At 41.9% G+C, this 18,971-nt stretch carries 17 protein-coding genes; 10 read left to right on the plus strand and 7 right to left on the minus strand.

The annotated features are described in order from the left end of the window. Window positions 1–106: 106 nt before the first annotated feature. The 5 genes from ACFS6H_RS02060 to ACFS6H_RS02080 all read right to left on the minus strand — a co-directional run bounded on the left by ACFS6H_RS02060 (window position 107) and on the right by ACFS6H_RS02080 (window position 6,145). Complete coding sequence (locus ACFS6H_RS02060; RefSeq protein ID WP_386094666.1) at window positions 107–979, minus strand: sugar phosphate isomerase/epimerase family protein; 873 nt, start codon at window positions 977–979, stop codon at window positions 107–109. 143 nt (window positions 980–1,122) lie between these two features. Continuing rightward, on the minus strand, window positions 1,123–1,743 hold the full coding sequence (locus ACFS6H_RS02065) for a gluconate 2-dehydrogenase subunit 3 family protein (RefSeq protein WP_386094669.1): 621 nt from the start codon (window positions 1,741–1,743) through the stop codon (window positions 1,123–1,125). Between the two features lie 11 nt (window positions 1,744–1,754). Continuing rightward, the gene (locus ACFS6H_RS02070) at window positions 1,755–3,431 is read right to left on the minus strand and encodes a GMC oxidoreductase (RefSeq protein ID WP_386094672.1); all 1,677 of its coding nucleotides are present in this window, start codon (window positions 3,429–3,431) and stop codon (window positions 1,755–1,757) included. Window positions 3,432–3,775: 344 nt separating this feature from the next. Then, window positions 3,776–4,675: a hydroxypyruvate isomerase family protein gene (locus ACFS6H_RS02075; protein WP_386094675.1), complete on the minus strand. Its 900-nt coding sequence runs from the start codon at window positions 4,673–4,675 to the stop codon at window positions 3,776–3,778. 234 nt (window positions 4,676–4,909) lie between these two features. Next, entirely contained in the window at window positions 4,910–6,145 is a 1,236-nt protein-coding gene (locus tag ACFS6H_RS02080; protein WP_386094678.1) for a nucleoside permease, read from the minus strand. Between the two features lie 218 nt (window positions 6,146–6,363). Here ACFS6H_RS02080 and ACFS6H_RS02085 point away from each other — a divergent pair, with 218 nt between their 5' ends. The 9 genes from ACFS6H_RS02085 (at window position 6,364) to ACFS6H_RS02125 (ending at window position 15,278) form a co-directional block, all read left to right on the plus strand. Beyond that, the gene (locus ACFS6H_RS02085) at window positions 6,364–7,521 is read left to right on the plus strand and encodes a Gfo/Idh/MocA family protein (protein WP_386094681.1); all 1,158 of its coding nucleotides are present in this window, start codon (window positions 6,364–6,366) and stop codon (window positions 7,519–7,521) included. 40 nt (window positions 7,522–7,561) lie between these two features. Further along, window positions 7,562–8,614, plus strand: a complete 1,053-nt coding sequence (locus ACFS6H_RS02090) for a sugar phosphate isomerase/epimerase family protein (protein WP_386094684.1) — start codon at window positions 7,562–7,564, stop codon at window positions 8,612–8,614. 173 nt (window positions 8,615–8,787) lie between these two features. Next, a complete protein-coding gene (locus tag ACFS6H_RS02095) occupies window positions 8,788–9,183 on the plus strand; it encodes a c-type cytochrome (RefSeq protein ID WP_386094687.1) in 396 nt (131 codons plus the stop codon). 51 nt (window positions 9,184–9,234) lie between these two features. Further along, window positions 9,235–9,996 carry a 3-keto-disaccharide hydrolase gene (locus ACFS6H_RS02100; RefSeq protein WP_386094690.1) on the plus strand — a complete coding sequence of 254 codons (762 nt, stop codon included), beginning with the start codon at window positions 9,235–9,237 and terminating at the stop codon, window positions 9,994–9,996. Window positions 9,997–10,144: 148 nt separating this feature from the next. Further along, the gene (locus tag ACFS6H_RS02105; RefSeq protein WP_386094693.1) at window positions 10,145–10,678 is read left to right on the plus strand and encodes a hypothetical protein; all 534 of its coding nucleotides are present in this window, start codon (window positions 10,145–10,147) and stop codon (window positions 10,676–10,678) included. An 89-nt stretch (window positions 10,679–10,767) separates the two neighbouring features. After that, window positions 10,768–12,213, plus strand: coding sequence for a hypothetical protein (locus ACFS6H_RS02110; RefSeq protein WP_386094696.1), 1,446 nt, complete (start codon window positions 10,768–10,770; stop codon window positions 12,211–12,213). Between the two features lie 287 nt (window positions 12,214–12,500). Next, window positions 12,501–13,070 (plus strand): four helix bundle suffix domain-containing protein, encoded by a 570-nt coding sequence (locus ACFS6H_RS02115; RefSeq protein WP_386094699.1) that lies wholly within the window; start codon window positions 12,501–12,503, stop codon window positions 13,068–13,070. Window positions 13,071–13,278: 208 nt separating this feature from the next. Next, a complete protein-coding gene (locus ACFS6H_RS02120) occupies window positions 13,279–13,707 on the plus strand; it encodes a helix-turn-helix domain-containing protein (protein WP_386094702.1) in 429 nt (142 codons plus the stop codon). Between the two features lie 170 nt (window positions 13,708–13,877). Next, window positions 13,878–15,278, plus strand: coding sequence for a KAP family P-loop NTPase fold protein (locus ACFS6H_RS02125; protein ID WP_386094705.1), 1,401 nt, complete (start codon window positions 13,878–13,880; stop codon window positions 15,276–15,278). Between the two features lie 103 nt (window positions 15,279–15,381). Here ACFS6H_RS02125 and ACFS6H_RS02130 read toward each other — a convergent pair whose 3' ends face one another. Then, entirely contained in the window at window positions 15,382–16,623 is a 1,242-nt protein-coding gene (locus tag ACFS6H_RS02130) for a Shedu immune nuclease family protein (protein ID WP_386094708.1), read from the minus strand. A 572-nt stretch (window positions 16,624–17,195) separates the two neighbouring features. Here ACFS6H_RS02130 and ACFS6H_RS02135 point away from each other — a divergent pair. Further along, complete coding sequence (locus tag ACFS6H_RS02135; protein ID WP_386094711.1) at window positions 17,196–18,278, plus strand: hypothetical protein; 1,083 nt, start codon at window positions 17,196–17,198, stop codon at window positions 18,276–18,278. 66 nt (window positions 18,279–18,344) lie between these two features. Here the strand turns inward: ACFS6H_RS02135 and ACFS6H_RS02140 are convergent, their stop codons facing one another. After that, a complete protein-coding gene (locus ACFS6H_RS02140; protein ID WP_386094713.1) occupies window positions 18,345–18,827 on the minus strand; it encodes a hypothetical protein in 483 nt (160 codons plus the stop codon). Window positions 18,828–18,971 lie beyond the last annotated feature (144 nt).

The following is an 18,971-nucleotide window of genomic DNA, read 5'->3' on the forward strand; positions in this document are numbered from 1 at the left end:
TTTCCTGTCAAGTGCAGTTCATTGCTTTCTACCTGAATGCAAAAGCGCATCAATGGGTATTGATGCGCTTTATTTTATATTCATGGTTAGTATTAAACGGAGCAGGTTATACTTTTAACCCTTTCATATAAGCAGCATTGGCTTTTACTGCTTCCAGCGGCGTTGTGCCTTCGTATTTCTCCTGTTCTACAATAAAATATTGCATGCCATTATCAATGGCCGATCTGAGTACTTTACTGAAGTCAATACTACCGGTACCCAAATTCACAGAGGCATCGCCGCCTGTGGCATTTTTTGCACGGTCCTTAATATGACTAAGGCGGAACCGGTTTTTATAGTTGCCTAACCAGCTTTGAACATCTTCGCCGGCAGCCACCACCCAGTAAATATCCATCTCGTAATCAACGGTCTCCTTATTGGTCATATCCATCATAATCTTCTGCGGATACTGCCCGTCCATTTTTTCAAAGGAGTAATCGTGGTTATGATAGGCAAACCGGATGCCGTTCTTACGGCATATTTCCCCCTTTTGGTTAAAGGTATCGGCATACCGTTTATAATCGTCCAGGCTTTTTTGTTTACCCAGGTAGGGACATACCAGGTACTTCATACCTATTTCAGCTGCTTCAGCAGCTTTGCGTTCAAAGTCCCTGTTCATATCACAGTGAGAGGATACGATTGTCATACCCAACTCGTCCATGTATTGTTTAAAGCCTTTGTGACCCATACCCCAGAACATTCCCTGGCCACCTTCATAACTTTCAATCTGTTTATAACCAAAGCCGGCTACCTGTTTTAAAACAGCTTTAGGGTCTTTGGGCATATCATCACGTAAAGTGTATAGTTGCAATCCGAATTGTTCAATATGTTTTCCCGATCCGGTGGCACTACCTGCGCTGTTGCACCCCATTTGTAGCAGGGCAACTGCAGCAGCAGATTGTACACCCAGTTTTATAAAATCGCGTCTGTTATAGGACATGAGAGAATGAAGAATTATGAATGTTGAATGATGAATGATGAATGATGAAAAGCCCAGTGCCCAGTGCCTAATGCCGAATGCTGAGTTCGTTTACTTAAAAGTCTCTCAAGCTTTCAGCATTAAGCTTTCTGCGTTCGGCTTTATCAATAAAACGCTTTGTCTCCTTTTTTATACGGATATGCGCCATCGTATTTACCCGGCACCGGTAAGTACTCCAATGCCTGTTTGGCGCCGATCTCCGAATTAAAATAGCCGGCTATACTCATCTGGCGCATCATGCTGTAATAATGTTTGGGCGAAGGCACAAAATTGTAAGGACGTTTTTCCGCCTTGAATTTTTCACGCTCCGGCTTATCCGCCTCCCATACTTTCTGGTTATACTCTTTGGCCTCTTTTTCCAGGCTTACCAGTATTTCGTGACGCTGCTCGGGTGTACATTTTATAAAATCATTTTTATGCATTTTATTGCTCACCACATCAATCTCGGAAATACCTTTGATAAATGCTTCCTGTTCGGCCTGCGTATAACAATCGGTCACCAGTATACGCATAAACTCCGCTACATTGGCCGCCTTAGCGCCGGGAGTATTGGTAGTGGGGATAATGGTTTCGCCGATCTCGTTCAGCAAAGCCATATTGGCTTCATTAAAAGCGCCACCAGCTGCTTTTCCACCGGCATTACAGCCGCTCAGGAAGAACTGGCCGCCGATCATGCTGCCACCGGTTATTAAGCCCACCAATTTTATTAATTCTCTACGCTTCATTGTTGTTTAGTTTATAAGTTACCTTTTTTCAGTTCGTTTACGGCAAAATCAGCAGCACGTGCGGTTAATGCCATATAGGTTAAAGAGGGATTAACACAGGAGGCCGAAGTCATACAGGCCCCGTCGGTTACAAATACATTCTTGGCATCCCAAACCTGGTTGTTACCATTCAACACCGAAGTTTTTGGATCGCGGCCCATACGTGCCGTACCCATTTCATGTATACCCATACCAAACTCATAGTTATCATCCCAGGTGCCTACATTTTTAACCCCGGCGGCCTCCAGTATTTCTTTGGCATCATTCACCATGTCGATACGCATCTTCTTTTCATTCTCTTTTATCTCCACGTTCATGTCCAGTACCGGCAAGCCCCATTTGTCTTTTTTATCTTTATTCAGCTTGATCATGTTTTCATGATAAGGTAATACCTCGCCAAAAGCGGTCATACCCATGGTCCATGATCCCATTTCGGTCAGTGATTCCTTTAACGCTGCACCAATGGTCATCTCCGCCACTTCGGCTCCACGACCACGACCCGCACCACCCTGGTAACCAAAACCACGCAGGTAATCACGCTTATCGTTATAAATATTACGGAACCTTGGGATATAAATACCCGTTGGTCTGCGGCCATACACCCTGAAATCTTCGTAACCTTCTACCTGGCCGCTGGCACCACAACGGAAATGATGGTCCATTACATTGTGTCCCAGCTCACCGCTTGAACTACCCAAACCATCAGGCCAGATATCGGTTGCTGAGTTCATTAACACCCAGGTTGAGTTGAAGGAGGAAGCACACACGAATACTATTTTAGATTTGTATTCGTAGGTCTGGTTGGTCTCTGCATCCAGTATTTCCACACCGGTCGCTTTCTTGGTATCCTTATCGTATAAAATTTTAGTTACAATAGAGAATGGACGCAGGGTTAGATTACCCGTGGCCATTGCCGCCGGTAAAGTAGCCGATTGAGTGCTGAAATAAGCACCAAACGGACAACCACGCCAGCAACGGTTGCGGTATTGGCAATTTACCCGGTCGTGATGCGGCTGCGTAAGATTGGCGCTACGGCCAATAAACATGTGACGGGTATTGTTGTAATGTTTTTTTATTCTTGCGGCCAGATCTTTCTCTACAATATTCATCTCCATCGCCGGCATAAAATCACCATCAGGCAATACTTCCAGGCCTTCTTTACTGCCCTGTATACCTGCAAATCTTTCGGCATAGCTATACCAGGGAGCAATATCATCATAACGGATGGGCCAGTCGATCGCAATGCCTTCTTTGGCGTTAGCTTCAAAATCCCATTTATTAAAACGGTAACTCTGGCGGCCCCATAATAAGGAACGGCCACCTACATGGTACCCCCTGAACCAGGAGAAAGGTTTTGTTTCGGTATAAGGACAGTCCTTATCGTTTGCCCACATACCATACACTTCCTCACTTAAAGGATAGTCACGTTTTAATACCGGGTGTTCTTTGATCATTTCCTGGGTACGGTTATTACGGTGCTCAAACTCCCAGTTCTCCTTGTTGGCATTTACATAGTCCTTTTTATGTTCTATGTTCCTGCCGCGTTCAAGCATAATTACCTTCAGGCCTTTTTCACAAAGCTCTTTGGCGGCCCAGCCACCGCTGATACCTGAGCCAATTACAATTGCATCATACTGATTATCTGCCATGTGGATCGTTTTTAAAAGCTCCCTTTGAAGAGAGTTTTTTTTAATTATTGTTTAAAACTATTCAAGCATATTTTGTACAGACTGAAAGCAGAAGGCTGAAAGCGAAAAGCTTATTCACGTCCGGCCATTTCAAGCAAAACGCTGAATGCTAAAAGCATAAAGCTTATCATTTTTCAAGCATGTATTATCAAACTTCCAAGTTACCTGACTACCAAATTAGCATTGCTTTCGGCTTTCTGCTTTAAGCTTTGTGCTTATTTATTTTTCAAGCATTTTTTATAATGACATCCTGTGAAGAATAACATTACCAAATTTCCAAATCATCAAATTACCAAATTACTCCCTCACACATCACATATCTTAATCGCTTTGTGGACAGCATCCAGCTTAGCCGCATTGTCCTTGCCTTTGGAAATAAATTCCTGGGCAACATAACCCTTATAACCGGTAGCAACAATGGCACGCATGATAGCCGGGTAATACAGCTCCTGTGTTTCATCTATCTCGTTACGGCCGGGCACACCGGCGGTATGGTAGTGACCAAAATACTGGTGATTGTTTTTAATGCTACGGATAATATCGCCTTCATTGATCTGCATATGATAAATATCAAACAGCAGTTTAAAATTATCAGAACCCAGTTGTTTACAAAGCTCTATGCCCCATTCACTTTTATCGCACATATAATCTTTATGATCTACCCGGCTGTTGAACAGCTCCATCTGGATGATCACGCCATGTTTTTCGGCCAGGGGCATGATCTTTTTTAAGCCGGTAACACAGTTTTTTAAACCGGTTACATCGTCCATGCCATTACGGTTACCACTGAAACAGATCAGGTTTTTATAACCTGCCGCAGCTACTACGGGTATGGCTTCGGTAAAATCTTTTATCAGCCACTCGTGGTTGGCCGGGTTATTCCAGCCCTCGGTTAAACTTACTTTCCCGGCGGTATAACACATGGAACATTCAATGCCATGTTTTTTGGCGGTGGCAAATTCAGATGGGGTTAAAAGATCGACTGCTTTAACGCCCCATTTCTTTAATTGTATACACAGCTCCTCCAGGGGCATGGAGCTGAGGGTCCAGTAACAAACAGAATGATTGATATTACCTTTTAACGCGTTTGATATTTCCATATTCGTCGGATTACTCATAGCCTGCGCTACCGGGGCCAGGCCTACAGCCAGCGCTCCTGCCGATAGTTGTTGAATAGCTTTTCTCCTGCTTAAATGATTGCTCATATTTTAGTATAGTTCCTCTTTAAATGTTCATGGTTCATAGGTGCCGTTATACGTTAAAGGTTAATGGTTATTTGTTAATCGTATAGATCGTCAGTGGTTTCTTTCCTTCCTTCCAAGTTTCGGTCTTTCTGACTTTCCGTCTTCCTGTCTTTCTTCTGTTGCCCAGCGATATACAGTACAAGTGTGCGACGCAAGGGACGATGATTCAGGGCCCTGCAGCTGATCACCTAAAACTTATTTCACCGCTGTTAATTTCTTTTCATCTTTAAACAGAACAGCGAACAATAAAAATACAGCTAAAGCAATACAGGAAGGAATGATCCAGATCATTTTCCAGTCAAATGCGCCTTCAGCCGTTTTATAGGTATCACTTATTAAGCCCGCCACTTCAAAACCAATTAACATGCCCACACCATAAGTGGCCAGTGTTACCAGGCCCTGTGCAGCGCTTTTGTATTTTTCGCCGGCTTTTGTTTCGGTATAAATATAACCGGACACAAAAAAGAAATCGTAACAGATACCGTGTAAGGCAATACCCAGTATGATCATAAAGCTCAGTTCACCGGCATTACCGTAGGCAAATAACAGGTACCGTAAACACCAGGCCAGCATGCCCGCCAGGATCGTTTTTTTGAAGCCGTATTTTTTAAAGAACAGGGGTAATAATATCAGGAATATCACTTCGGACATCTGCCCGATCGCCATTTTACCGGCGGGCTTTGGTACGCCGATATTCAGCAGATAAGCACTGGCATTCTGGTAATAAAAAGCCAGCGGAATACAGATAAGAATAGAGGCTACAAAGAAGATGGCAAAGTTGCGGTTGGCCAGCAATTTCAATGCGTCAAGACCTAATATTTCTTTAATGGAAGCCGATTTTCCGTCCTTATGTTTCGGTGGTGTTTTAGGCAAGGTAAAGCTGTACAGGCCCAGTATCAATGAAGCGATACCCGCCATCAGGAATGTATTTTTTAACTGTCCGGCCGCTGTGCTCTCCGGTGAATCCCAGAAGAAAACATAACTGATAATTAAACCAGCTACGATCCAGCCCACAGTACCCAGCATACGGATGATGGAGAATTCTTTTTCCGGGTCCTTCATCTGGTTAAACGAAACCGAGTTAACCAATGCGATGGTAGGCATGAACAGGATCATATAACCCAGTACATAAGGATAAAACACACTGATACTTTCGGCATTATACATCTGGTACATAAGAAAAGCACCCAGTAAGTGCAGTATGCCTAAAATACGTTCGGCATTAATATACCTGTCGGCAATTAAACCAATAATAAACGGCGCAAGAATAGCCCCCCATGATTGTGTGGAGAATACTTTCGCTACGGCGCCACCATCGGCATCGGGAAAGTTGGAGGCTAAAAACGGGCCTAACGTAACAAACCAGCTACCCCAAATAAAAAATTCGATAAACATCATAAAGGATAACTGGAAACGAGTGGATGACTTCATAATTTTATTTGTGGCCTTAATCGTTAGAAAGTCTAAATTTAATGTTTTGGTTTTACATTACAATTGTATGACCTATTTTTATTGCTAAAAAAACGATTGCATAAAAAGGGTACCATTATTTTAACCTTTTTAAATACTTTTTTATCAGTATTCCTTTCGCAATTTGTATCACAATATCTTTATCATTGCAGGGTTCATTATAAAAATTGTAAAATATCATGAAGCAAAAGTTACGTATGGGTATGGTAGGCGGCGGGCCGGGATCCTTTATTGGCGCAGTACACCGCATGGCGGCCAACCTTGACGGAGAAATAGAACTGGTTTGCGGCGCCTTCAGCAGCAATGCCGATAAATCGAAACTAACGGGCGATAGTTTGGGCCTGGCACCGGAAAGAGTGTATGGCAGTTTTGAAGAAATGATCAACACGGAGAAAACATTACCCGCTGATGAACGCATGCAGTTTGTAAGCATTGTTACACCTAACCATATGCATTATGCACCGGCTGCACTGGCGCTGGAAAACGGCTTTCATGTGGTAATGGATAAACCCCTGGTATTAAATATGGACGAAGCCAAAAAGTTACAGCTACTGGTACAGGATACCGGCCTGTTGTTTTGTTTGACCCATACCTATACCGGTTACCCCATGATAAAGGAAGCACGCCAGCAGGTATTGCAGGGCAAACTGGGCACCATTCGCAAAGTGCATGTATACTATCCGCAGGGATGGTTATCCGATTACCTGGAAGGTGGTGATAATAAACAGGCATCCTGGCGTACCGACCCTGGTAAAAGCGGTAAGGCTGGTGCCATGGGCGATATAGGTTCGCATGCTTTTAACCTGGCCGAATATATCAGCGGCTTACAGGTAACTAAATTATGTGCCGATATTAATATAGTAGTGCCTAACCGGCAACTGGATGATGATGGCGCTGTATTATTAAAGTTTAACAACGGCGCCAGCGGCCTGTTACTGGCTACCCAGGTAGCAGCCGGTGAAGAGAATAATGTGACCATACAGGTATACGGCGATAAAGGCGGACTGGAATGGAAGCAGGAAGACTGTAATACCTTATTTTTAAAATGGCCTGACCAGCCTGCGCAAAAATTACGCACCGGTGGTGGGTATGTAAGCAGTTTTGCACAACACAATACCCGTGTACCGGCAGGGCACCCGGAAGGGTACTTAGAAGCATTTGCCAACCTGTACCGCAATTTTGCCCTGAGCTTACAGGCACGCCTGGCGGGCATTACACCGCAACCGGAGTGGCTGGATTACCCCGGCATTACCGATGGTATAAGAGGCATGCAGTTTATTGACACGGTCATTGAAAGCGGCCGGTCGGATATTAAATGGCTGCCTTTTGCACCATAAATCAAACAAAGTTTTAGTTCTCCATTTTTAATTCAACAGTATGCAAACAATAAAAGGTCCCGGTATTTTTTTAGCACAGTTTTTAGGTGATAAAGCCCCTTTTAATACCTTAACCGGTATTTGTAAATGGGCAGCTGATCTTGGTTTTAAAGCCGTGCAGATACCTACCAATGATCCCAATATTTTTAACCTGCAGCAGGCGGCCGAAAGTAAAACCTATGCCGATGATATTAAAGGCCTGATACTGGAGCAGGGTTTACAGATCAGCGAACTGTCAACGCATTTACAGGGACAGTTGGTGGCTGTTCACCCCGCTTATGATGACCTGTTTGATGCTTTTGCACCAGCAGAAGTAAAAAAGAACCCGGCAGCACGTACCCAATGGGCCATACAACAATTAAAATATGCGGCCAAAGCATCGCAAAACCTGGGACTCACGGCCCATGCCACTTTCAGCGGCTCATTGTTATGGCATACTTTTCACCCCTGGCCGCAGCGTCCGGCTGGCTTAGTAGAGGCGGGCTTTAAAGAACTGGCCAACCGCTGGCTGCCCATCTTAAATTATTTTGACGAGTGCGGGGTGAATGTTTGTTACGAAATACATCCCGGTGAAGACCTGTTTGACGGCGAAACCTACGAGATGTTTCTACAAGAAGTAGACAATCATCCCCGTGCCTGTTTATTATACGACCCCTCACATTTTGTACTGCAACAGTTAGATTATATACAGTATATTGATTTTTACCACGAGCGCATCAAAGCCTTTCATGTGAAGGATGCCGAGTTTAACCCTACCGGTAAACAGGGCACTTTTGGCGGCTACCAAAGCTGGTTGAACCGTGCTGGCAGGTACCGCAGTCCCGGTGATGGCCAGGTGGATTTTAAAAGAATATTCAGTAAGCTAACGCAGTATGGCTACGATGGCTGGGCCGTAATGGAATGGGAATGCTGCATTAAACACCCGGAGGACGGGGCCAGAGAAGGTGCAGCCTTTATTAATAACCATATCATCCGTGTAACCGAAAAGGCTTTTGACGATTTTGCAGCAGTAGATACCGACGAAAACTTTAACCGCAAAATACTGGGCCTGTAAAGGATGTGTATCATCCACATAAACCGAGTATCTTTGAGGGAGTAGTTCATCGTTAATGGTTCATGGTTAATAGCAGAACAACAAAACCTTTGAACAATTGAACATTGAACTTTTGAACCTTTGAACCTTTCATAAACCCACATTTTATCAAATAAGATCCTTGCATTGAAATCATGAAAAAGTTAATTGTAGGTAGTAGTTTAGTAATCCTCATTGCCCTTATTGCCTGCGGTGGCAGCGATAGTAAGCCGAAAGAAAAAGAAGCCGCAGCTAAAACCAGTGAACCTTCTTTATCCGATAACCCCGTTTACCAGAAAGGTTTATCGCTGGTGGCACAGGACGATTGCGTTACCTGTCACCAGGTGGATAATAAATTCATGGGGCCAAGCTACCGCGAAATAGCCGCCAAATATGCCAATGCTACGCCAGAAGAAAAAAAGGCCGTGGCACAGCGTATCATCAATGGCAGCACCGGCATCTGGGGCACGGTACAAATGACCAAACACAGTTCCATGACAACTGAAAATGCCGAAGCTATTGTGGATTATATTTTATTACTGAAAAAATAAATGCAGTTCAACTGCTTTAATTTTCAATTGTTCATTATTTAATTATAAAACATGTTCGCAAAAAAATTAGGTATCGGGTTACTGGCAGCATTTTGTTTAACTGCCTGTACCCAAAACAAAGCCCAGCAATCGACCATGAAAAAAACGGTCCATAATACACTCAGCCAGCAGGAAAAAAAAGAAGGCTGGCTGTTGTTGTTTGACGGCAAATCCTATAAAGGCTGGCATAAGTATGGCGGTGGTGCCGTAGGTACGGCCTGGATCGTAAAGGACAGTAGCATTTTCCTGGATGCGGGCGCTAAAAAAGATGACTGGCAGATTGCCACCGGCGGTGATATTGTTACTGACCAGGCTTTCGGCGATTTTCATTTACAATACGACTGGAAAGTAGATAAAGGCGGTAACAGCGGTGTTATCTTTTATATTCATGAGGATACGACCAAATACCGCTGGGGCTGGCAGACCGGCCCGGAGATGCAGGTGCTGGATAATGAACGCCACAGCGATGCCAAAATACATAAACACCGTGCAGGCGACCTGTATGATTTAATTGCCAGCAGCAGCGAGCCCGTAAAACCCGCGCTGGAATGGAACCATGCCGAAATAAAATCGGTAAAGGGCAAGCTTGATTTTTACCTGAACGGGGTGAACGTAGTGTCTACCCATTTATGGGATGACAACTGGAGAAAACTAATTGCCGGCAGCAAGTTCAAGGATATGCCGGGGTTTGGTACTTACCGCGAAGGTAAGATAAGCCTGCAGGACCATGGCGATAAGGTCTGGTACCGTAATATCAAGATCAGGAAATTATAATAAACTTAAAAAGCCGTTGCTCTGCAGCGGTTTTTTTATATTCAATGCTGTTTGTCGAGTAAGCACGTTATTGGTCGATTGTGCATGTTAGCAGGCATAACAGTGATGTAGCTTTGGCTTCAATCATTGTAAACAAAAACAAATGCACATGAAAACTTTATTTGTAGCTGCCCTCCTGTTCACGGCCATCGCTGTAAGTACCAGCTGTTCTAAAAAAGGCGATACCGGCCCGGCGGGCAATGCCAATGTAACCTTGTATAATTTTGATTCCAAAACATTTACCGGCTCTACCGACTACCCATTATCCATCAGCCAAGGCAAGGTAGACAGCAGCGTGGTGCTGGCCTATTATAATCCATCCGCTGAAGCCGAATCGGCCTGGTATAATATTCCAGGCAATGGGTCTACTAACTCGTATGTAACCAGGGGCCTGTTTTTCCAGGCAAATCCCACTACCTACACCTACAGGGTATTTTTACATAACCCGGCCGGCGGTCCTTATGCCGGCAGCGTTACCTTCCGTAAGTTCCGAATATTTGTTATCCCCGCCTCTACCCTTATTAACGGCCGGGTAGCCAATGCCGAGGCCCGGGCCGATATTAATAACCAGACCTATACCGAATCGGAATTAAAAGCCATGCCCTACCAGCAGTTGTGCAGTTTACTGGGTATAAGGCCATAAAATAATATTGCTCAAATATCCCCTTTTTGCAGGATTGCCGGCGGTAACACAGGTAGTTAGTTTTGGCCTTCATTAAAACGCTCTACCACATGAAACCCTTACAACTATTAACCGTATTGGCCGCCATCCTTATCTTTTCGTCCTGCAAAAAGGGCCTGGGCGATGATAATACCAACCCCTTTGAAAATGCCACACCCGTTGTTACCGAAAAAGGCACACCACTGGGCAGCGCCACCAGTTACCCGGTTAATGCATCGGCTACCACTATTACCTCAGCCGATGGCAAGCTGGACCTTATCATCCCTGCCGGGGCTTTCAGCAGCGCTACCACGGTATCTATACAACCCATCAGCAACCTGGCACCCTTAGGGTTAAGTACCGGTTACCGTTTATTACCCGAAGGCGTTACCTTCTCTAAACCTATCACACTGCGTTTTCATTATACCGATGCTGATCTTGGTACTGCTGTGGAAGATTTTTTATGGATCAATACCCAGAACAATGATGGCACCTGGTCAGGCATTAAAAACAGTGTGGTTGATAAAGCCACTAAAACCATTACGGTGGAAACCACCCATTTCAGCGACTGGACCATCGGCCGTTTTATGGATCTTACCTTAACACCGGCCCGCGCCACGGTAAAAGTGAATGAAACGCTCAACCTGAGCATTACCGGCTTTTTAGAAACCGACGAAAACAGGGATGACCTGCTGGTGCCTTTATCGCCTGTAAAATTTGGCCCCAATACCAAAGTAACCGAGGAGCAACAGATACTGTTGGCCACACAGCAATTCCTGAGTTTTAATATTAAGGAGTGGATGGTGAACGGCGCTACTTCAGGCGGCCGCTTTGGCAGCATTGAACCCGGCAACCTGCATGCGGTATACAAGGCGCCCGGCACAGTACCCAACCCGGCCAAGGTAAGCCTGAGTGTAAATATGGTGGCCCGTAAACGCAACCTGCCCAATACCAATTATATGCTGGTATCGGAAGTAACCATCATCGGCAGTCCTTATTACCTGCGCCTGAAAGTAGATGGCGGCGAATATTTTTATACCGAATATGGTGTGGGTGGTGTGTTACCCGCCGATAATAATAATTTCCAGATGGTGAACTGTGGTGTAACCGATGAAGGCTTTTTGCAGATTGCGGCCGGTTACTATGCCAACTCCAACCTTACCAATAGCTTTACCATCAACATTAAAAAAACAACCAGCGGCAGTTACAGCCTCAACTGTTTTAACAATACCAGCGGCCAGGCCGATGAAATGGTGTTTATGCCCGCCAGCAATGGCATCGGTTACCAGAACAACTATGTGGTGCGCAGCCGTAATGCACAAAACAACTGTACGTCCACCTATAAATGTGCAGCCATTAATACCAGCTTTACCAAATTTGGCGCCGGCCGCATGACCGAGGTAGAGGGCAGTTTCTCCGGCACCCTGTATTACAATGGTCTCGATTTTGACAGCCAGTGTAAATCAAGCGAAGCCCATAATGTTAGCGGCGATTTTTTGCTGATGCGTTTGAATTAATTTCAACAACTATGACTATTCATAAAGCGTTTGCCAGGTATGGTAAGCGCTTTTTTATTTTACCGGCTGCAGTAATACTAATCATCCCTCGTTGCGACGCTCCGTTCATCGTTCGGTTCGCTAATCAGCATCGTATGATGCGGCAGTCGTTTCTTTAGCGTGGCTTGTCTGCCGGGTCCCCCGGTCTACAAAACGGGAGACCGTATGACCCGGCAGAACCACCGCACACCTGAACCTTAATTTTTTGTAACTTAGTAACAATACCGTTAACCTTAACACCCATACTTATGAGCAACGCCAACGAAGCCGGTGGCTTTATACCCAAACATGGTGGGTACCGCAGTTTGATCAGTTACCAGAAAGCCGAAATTATTTACGATGGCACCGTGTTTTTTTGTAACCGTTTTTTCCGCAAGTACGACCGCACCATTGATCAGATGGTACAGGCCGCCCGATCAGGTAAACAGAATATTGCCGAAGCCAGTATGGCCTCCGCCACCTCCAAGGAAACCGAAATTAAACTCACCAATGTAGCCCGTGCCAGCCTGGAAGAACTGATGATTGATTATGAAGACTACCTGCGCATACACAAACTGGAACAATGGTCCCGTACCCATCCCTACTCCATAAGATTTGATGAATTAAACCAGGTACCCAATGCCACTTATCAAACCTATCAAAAAGCCATAGAGCATGAAAACCCCGAGATCAGCGCCAACTTTTTACGCTGCCTGGTTAACGTTACCTCTTATATACTGGGCAAACAAATAAAGGCACTGGAAATTGCTTTTATTAATGAAGGCGGTTTAAGAGAGCGGATGACCAGGGCCAGGCTGAATAAAAGAAATAATAAATAGCAACAAACTACTACCCGGCAGGTGTAGAACATGTACTCTGGCAACCCCAACTTATAAGCTATAATTTACATGTATTACACGGCCTACAGCAATTGGTTTTTACCCTACCCCGGCTAACGCCGGCCTGTTGCCGCGGGCGGGGCTTATCTTTGTATTTTATGTATCTTTAGGTAAACACCTTTTGCCGGTAAACAATTAAATTTGCCCCATGACAACACAAAACGCCATGCCAAAAAATAATATACACGAAGGCCGCAACATAAAACGTTTCCGCGAAATGCTGGGTATAAAACAGGAAGTACTTGCTGCCGACCTGGGCGATGACTGGAATCAACAAAAGATATCCCTGCTGGAACAAAAAGAAATTATTGATCCTCCCCTGCTTAAACGTGTAGCCGATATTATGAACCTCCCCGTAGATGCCTTTAAGAATATGACTGATGACCAGGCGGTGAATATTATATCTAACACATTTCACGATACCCAAGGTTTGATTAATTACAACCCAACCTTTAATAATAACAATGTAGAGAAACTAATGCAGCTCCATGAACAGAAAATGGCTTTGTATGAAAGAATGTTGAAGGAAAAGGATGAAATAATGGCTAGACTGGAGAAATTTATAGAAAGAAAATAGTACGATACAAAATATTAAAGAAAAGGTCGCTTTGCGACCTTTTAACGTACTTATCAGATCACAACAAAAACAACATATACTTTAATAAAATCAGTCCCCAATGTTACATTAAAAACGATTTATTACTTTACAATAAAACTTAAATTTCATCTTTTATATAAAAAGAAAATATGAATATTAAAAGCCCCAAAATAGATGTAGATAACAATAATCCATTTTTAAATTGCAAGCTTAGCAGACAAAAATATGCTAACATTATCGTTAAATTAATTGAAAGCTATCCTTCTGGTTTTGTGTTAGCGTTAAATAACAAATGGGGTACAGGTAAGACAACATTTATTCAAATGTTACAAAGAAAACTAGAGCTAGATTTCTTTCCAACTATATATTTTAATGCATGGGAGCAAGATAACGAAACCAACCCTTTAAATATTTTTATAGGAGAGTTCATAGAACTGTTCGGCAAGAAAGATTCTAAAAAAATTCATAATCTAATTAAAAGTGCTGCTATAATTGTAAAATCAGCACTGCCCGCACTTATAAAAGGGGTATTCGGAAAGTTTATTGGCGATAAAACGACTTCAGAAATTGCAGAAGCAGTTTCTAAAGGAGCTGGCGACGTTTTTAAAAATGAAGTTGATGCTTATTTAGACAGGAAAAAAGCAATAGCCACATTTAGAGAAGATCTTACATCGTTTGTAACTGAGCTTTCAAATGAAAAACCTTTAGTCATTTTTATCGATGAACTAGATAGGTGTAGGCCAGATTATGCAGTTCTCGTTCTAGAACAAATCAAACATCTTTTTACAATTCCTAATATAATTTTTGTTTTGTCAATCGATAAGATTCAATTAAGTAATGCAATCAAAGGGTATTATGGTAGTGATAATATTGATACAGAAGATTATTTAAAAAGATTTATTGATATTGAATATTCTTTACCAGAACCAGAATTTAACGTTTATTATCAATTCTTATTAGAGCATTATAAAATTTATGAAATAATTTCCCAAAAAGGATTTCACCGACCTGACGACACCCATAGAACAATGCATTTAATAGTAGAAATATTAATGCATAATAACATAGGCAAATTAACGCTACGCCAGCAAGAAAGGTTCTTTGCTCATTTAACAATTTCATTAAGTTTATTAGAGCCAAACCAAATAATAAATACTAATTTCTTTACATTCCTAACTTTTTTAAAATTCTTTAATCCGGTATTTTTTAAGGGGCTTAGAGATAAGACAATATCGTTTGAATCATATCAGGAACACTTTCTTCTTGAATTTAATTTTGAAACAAGAACTAGAAGTCAATATAAGCACCCTCTTTCTCTTCTGGAGTTCACATTAGGGGTTGCATATCATGAGTTTACCAAGGCAACTAATAATGACAAACTATTTAAATATAACGAAAAGCTAAACGAAGTTGAAATTCTCTTTAACTCAAAGATTAGTAAACTGCCGGACAATCAATGTTGGGAGTTAATTAAAAGCATATCAGAAAATCAAAAAAATAACTTAACCCGAATATTTGAACTTATTGAAATGGGTGATATGTTCGATTAATTATCGTCAGTAGTCTAGGCCGTGTCTTTAGTGACAGCAAAAACTAACAATATCATTCTTTAAAGCCGACTAATAGTTAATGCAGATTATCGGTAATGTCTTACTATACTTTACCAGTGACTACTTTATGCAATCCTTCTAGTTTTTTTAATAATTCATCGAAAGTCACTATATCAACGTTCTTTTGATTTGCCCTCAATAATTCAAAACATTTTGTTTGATTACTGTTAAGTTTAGATTTTAATCCAATAACTAAAATTGCTTTAGGGTCGTATGAGGGATTTTCTTTTCCAAAGTCCTTAAGAAATGTATGTTTTTGATCTAAACATTGATTTAAACCACCCGATAATTCATCAGCCCAAGCGAACACATCTGGTTTTCGGTATGCAGTCGGCTTTAGTAGTTCCTTATTATGTGTTTTAATTTCTAAAAGGGCAAAATTATCACTTAAATTGCTTGCAAAAAGAAAATCCACTACGCGTCCTTCAGCGTTTTCGATAGTTTTACCACCGACATATGCTTTTCCTTTTTTTAAGATAACTTGATATGGGAACAGATGAGTAAGAACCCAAGAGTATTTTTCAAAAAAAATCTGCCATTGCTCTTCATTATCATTTGTAACTGTTAGTAACTTTTTGAACTTCTCAATAACATCTTCTAAATAAACTATATCTAGTTTTTCTTTGGTCTTTATGAAGTGTGAAGTGGTAATAATTTTACCAGATGGAAGTTTTTCAAAAACTTTTGCAAGTGTTTCTACATCTCTAGGTGTAATTTTTTCGAATGAACCAAATTTACTTAGATATTGTTCAAGTTCACCTGCTGTTAGTTTCTTTTCTATTGGTGCAATCTTAGTTGTAAGTCTTGAAAGTTCATTGGTAATTAAAAGTTTTCTATTACTATCGACAATCAAAAACTCTTTATAAATATTTTTTAATATTTTTTCCACATCGCCCCAATTCAATGTAATAGTCTTTTTTGCAAACCTATTTTGTATGTTTATGCCAAAAATAATATTCTCTACTTCTCTAAATCTTGAATAGATTAATTGCAAAAAGCTTTTAATTCTTTTTGTTCTGAATCCATAACCTAAAGTTTTTTTGAAATCATTTGGTACTGCCTCAAGAGTCGACCACCCTCTAAATTCAATTTTTTTGATTTTTTTTGGTGTCACTTGCCCTGTCGAGCGATTTAATGAATATGGATAAACTATAATTATTTTTTCTTTCTTATAAATCTCTTTTGCTTTATGAACAGGATTACGATCTTCACCATAGAAATAAAATACTTCTTTCCCTTGATCTTCCGAAAATTGATTTTCTGTAGATGGTTGAATATGCTTCATTAAAAATGTTGTTTTTATAAAAACCGCCGCTAAAACAAAGTATAATTGCTACACACAAAGAACTATTACTAATCAGATAGTAGTAATTGTTATAGAATTATAAAAAAATTAATTACGTTAACTAATGAGCAGCAATTAGTATTAGTTTAATAGTTCGTTAATGGAGTTACGTTGTACAATTGGTGGTTGTGCTTAGCTAAGATATTTTAATTAATTAATATTTGCAACAAGAATTATTGTATCCTTATATCCATTGTATGTCCCCAAATGAAAATATACCGGCCAGGAATTATTGCATTCAGTATTTATTGTATCAGCCGCAAGGAGAATAAATCGGGCAGGGATTGCGGCGGCTACCCGGTGAGGGTCTGTGTGACGGGGCTGGGCCGGAGTAATAGCGGAAAGCCCGGCGGCAAAGAAAAAAAATTAAATAATTGATTTTCAGTATCGTAACACTCATTTTTTTTCTTTGGCGGCCCGCCTAAAAAAATATTTCACCAACAGGGGTAACAAAAAAAACAGTTGGTTGATATAGTTACATGCAACGCATTTGTAACACAAAATCAATCAATATGAAAAAGAATGTATTTTTTGCCGCCGCCCTAACCTTATTTATTGCCGCCGGCATTACCGGTTGTAAAAAAGGCGCCGATGCCGTTTTACCCAAACAAAAAGATGGAAAGAAACTGACCGAGTTTTTTGAAAAATACCAGCGCAGTGCCGAAACCTTTACAGTAGATGCCGCTACCGGTGGTGTAATTACTACCAGCAAAGGTAGCAAGCTAACCATACCGGCCGGCGCCTTTAAAAAACTGAACGGCAACCTGGTTGCCAGCGGTAATGTAAAAATAAAAGTGCTGGATATTTTTAAACCCAGCGATATGCTGCTGGGCAATAAACCTACCATTACCACAGGCGGTGCCATGCTGGAATCCTTTGGTGAAATAAGGGTAGATGCCACCATTAACGATACCGTTTTAGCCCTGAACGATAAACCCATTATGGTAGTAATGCCCGTAGGCAACGGCGCTACCGGCCAGCAAAGAGAAATACCCATGTGGAACGGTGTAGAACCCGACCAGATACAGGAGTATGTAATGAATGGCCATAACCATTTAAACCAGCCTACCACCGTAACCCAACAAGTGTTTATGGCTACTACCCTGCAATGGGAGCAGATAAACGGCCTGGGCGCTGCCACACCCACACAAAGCACTTTCCCTATAGATGCACTGGGCCAATGGCGTAACTGCGATGCCCTGTACAACGATCCACGCCCCAAAACCACCGTACTTGGCTATTTTGGCGACGGCTTTAACTCCGAAAGCAATGAAAATATTAACAGCTATATGAAACCCAGCATGCTGTTTTTTAAAACAAAAACAACCAATACGCTTATCCGCTTTACCGTAGGCATACTGAATGCCGCACCAGGTAAAGATGGTTTCCTGAGTTACCAGAACAGTATACCCGTTGGACAAGAAGGAACTTTCCTCGCCATCAGCAGTAAAAACGATAAGTTTTATGCCGAAATGAAAGATGTAACCATCGGCACACCGGCACCAGGCGCCAATTTCTTCGGGGTAGATTTTAATATGACCGAAGTGTCAGAGAGTGGTTTGTTAAGCCTGATCAACCAACTGAACACTAAATAATTTACTTCTAGACGGGGGCTCACATACACACACGACAAGAGTTGCCTTTTGGCAACTCTTCTTTTTTTATTTCATATCTGACCGTATAAAATCGACCAGCAGTTTAATACGGTAAAACAGGTTGCTGATCATTAAGGCCACATTGTTTTTAACCTGTGCTACACTGTTGCCATTCATCTGCTTCAGGTTTTTCAGCTCCACAATTTTTTCATCAATCTTATCCATCAGTTTATCGGCATTCCAGCCCACGTAACGCCGGTTGCGTTCGTCCAGCACATGGTAGGGCTCTATATCGCCCACCCGCAGTTTTTTAAATTTGTAGTTTTTATCAATGGCATCCTGGTAGGCTTTATTGCTGAGCATATCAATAATAATATCGGCCGATACATTGTTTTTATAGGCATTGTAAAAAATGTTCAGGTTATCCCGCAGCTCCCTTATCAGCTGCCGGGTAATCACATCACTGGTCTTACTCTCCTTGTTTAAAAAAGTAATCAGGTCTTTTATGGGACCAATGCCGGTTTTTATCCACTCCAATTGCATGATCAAATATAATTTATTTAGGGAAGCGGAAAGCTGAAGGCTGAAAGCGGAAAGCTTTTTGAAAATCTTTTTTCGAGGGAACGTCCCGTTATAAGGTGTAAGGTTGAAGGCATAAGGTACAAGGAGCAAAAAGCTGAAGGCTGGAAAGCG

It is taken from the genome of Terrimonas rubra, from assembly GCF_042686025.1.
In the GTDB taxonomy this organism is placed as follows: Bacteria; Bacteroidota; Bacteroidia; order Chitinophagales; family Chitinophagaceae; genus Terrimonas; species Terrimonas rubra.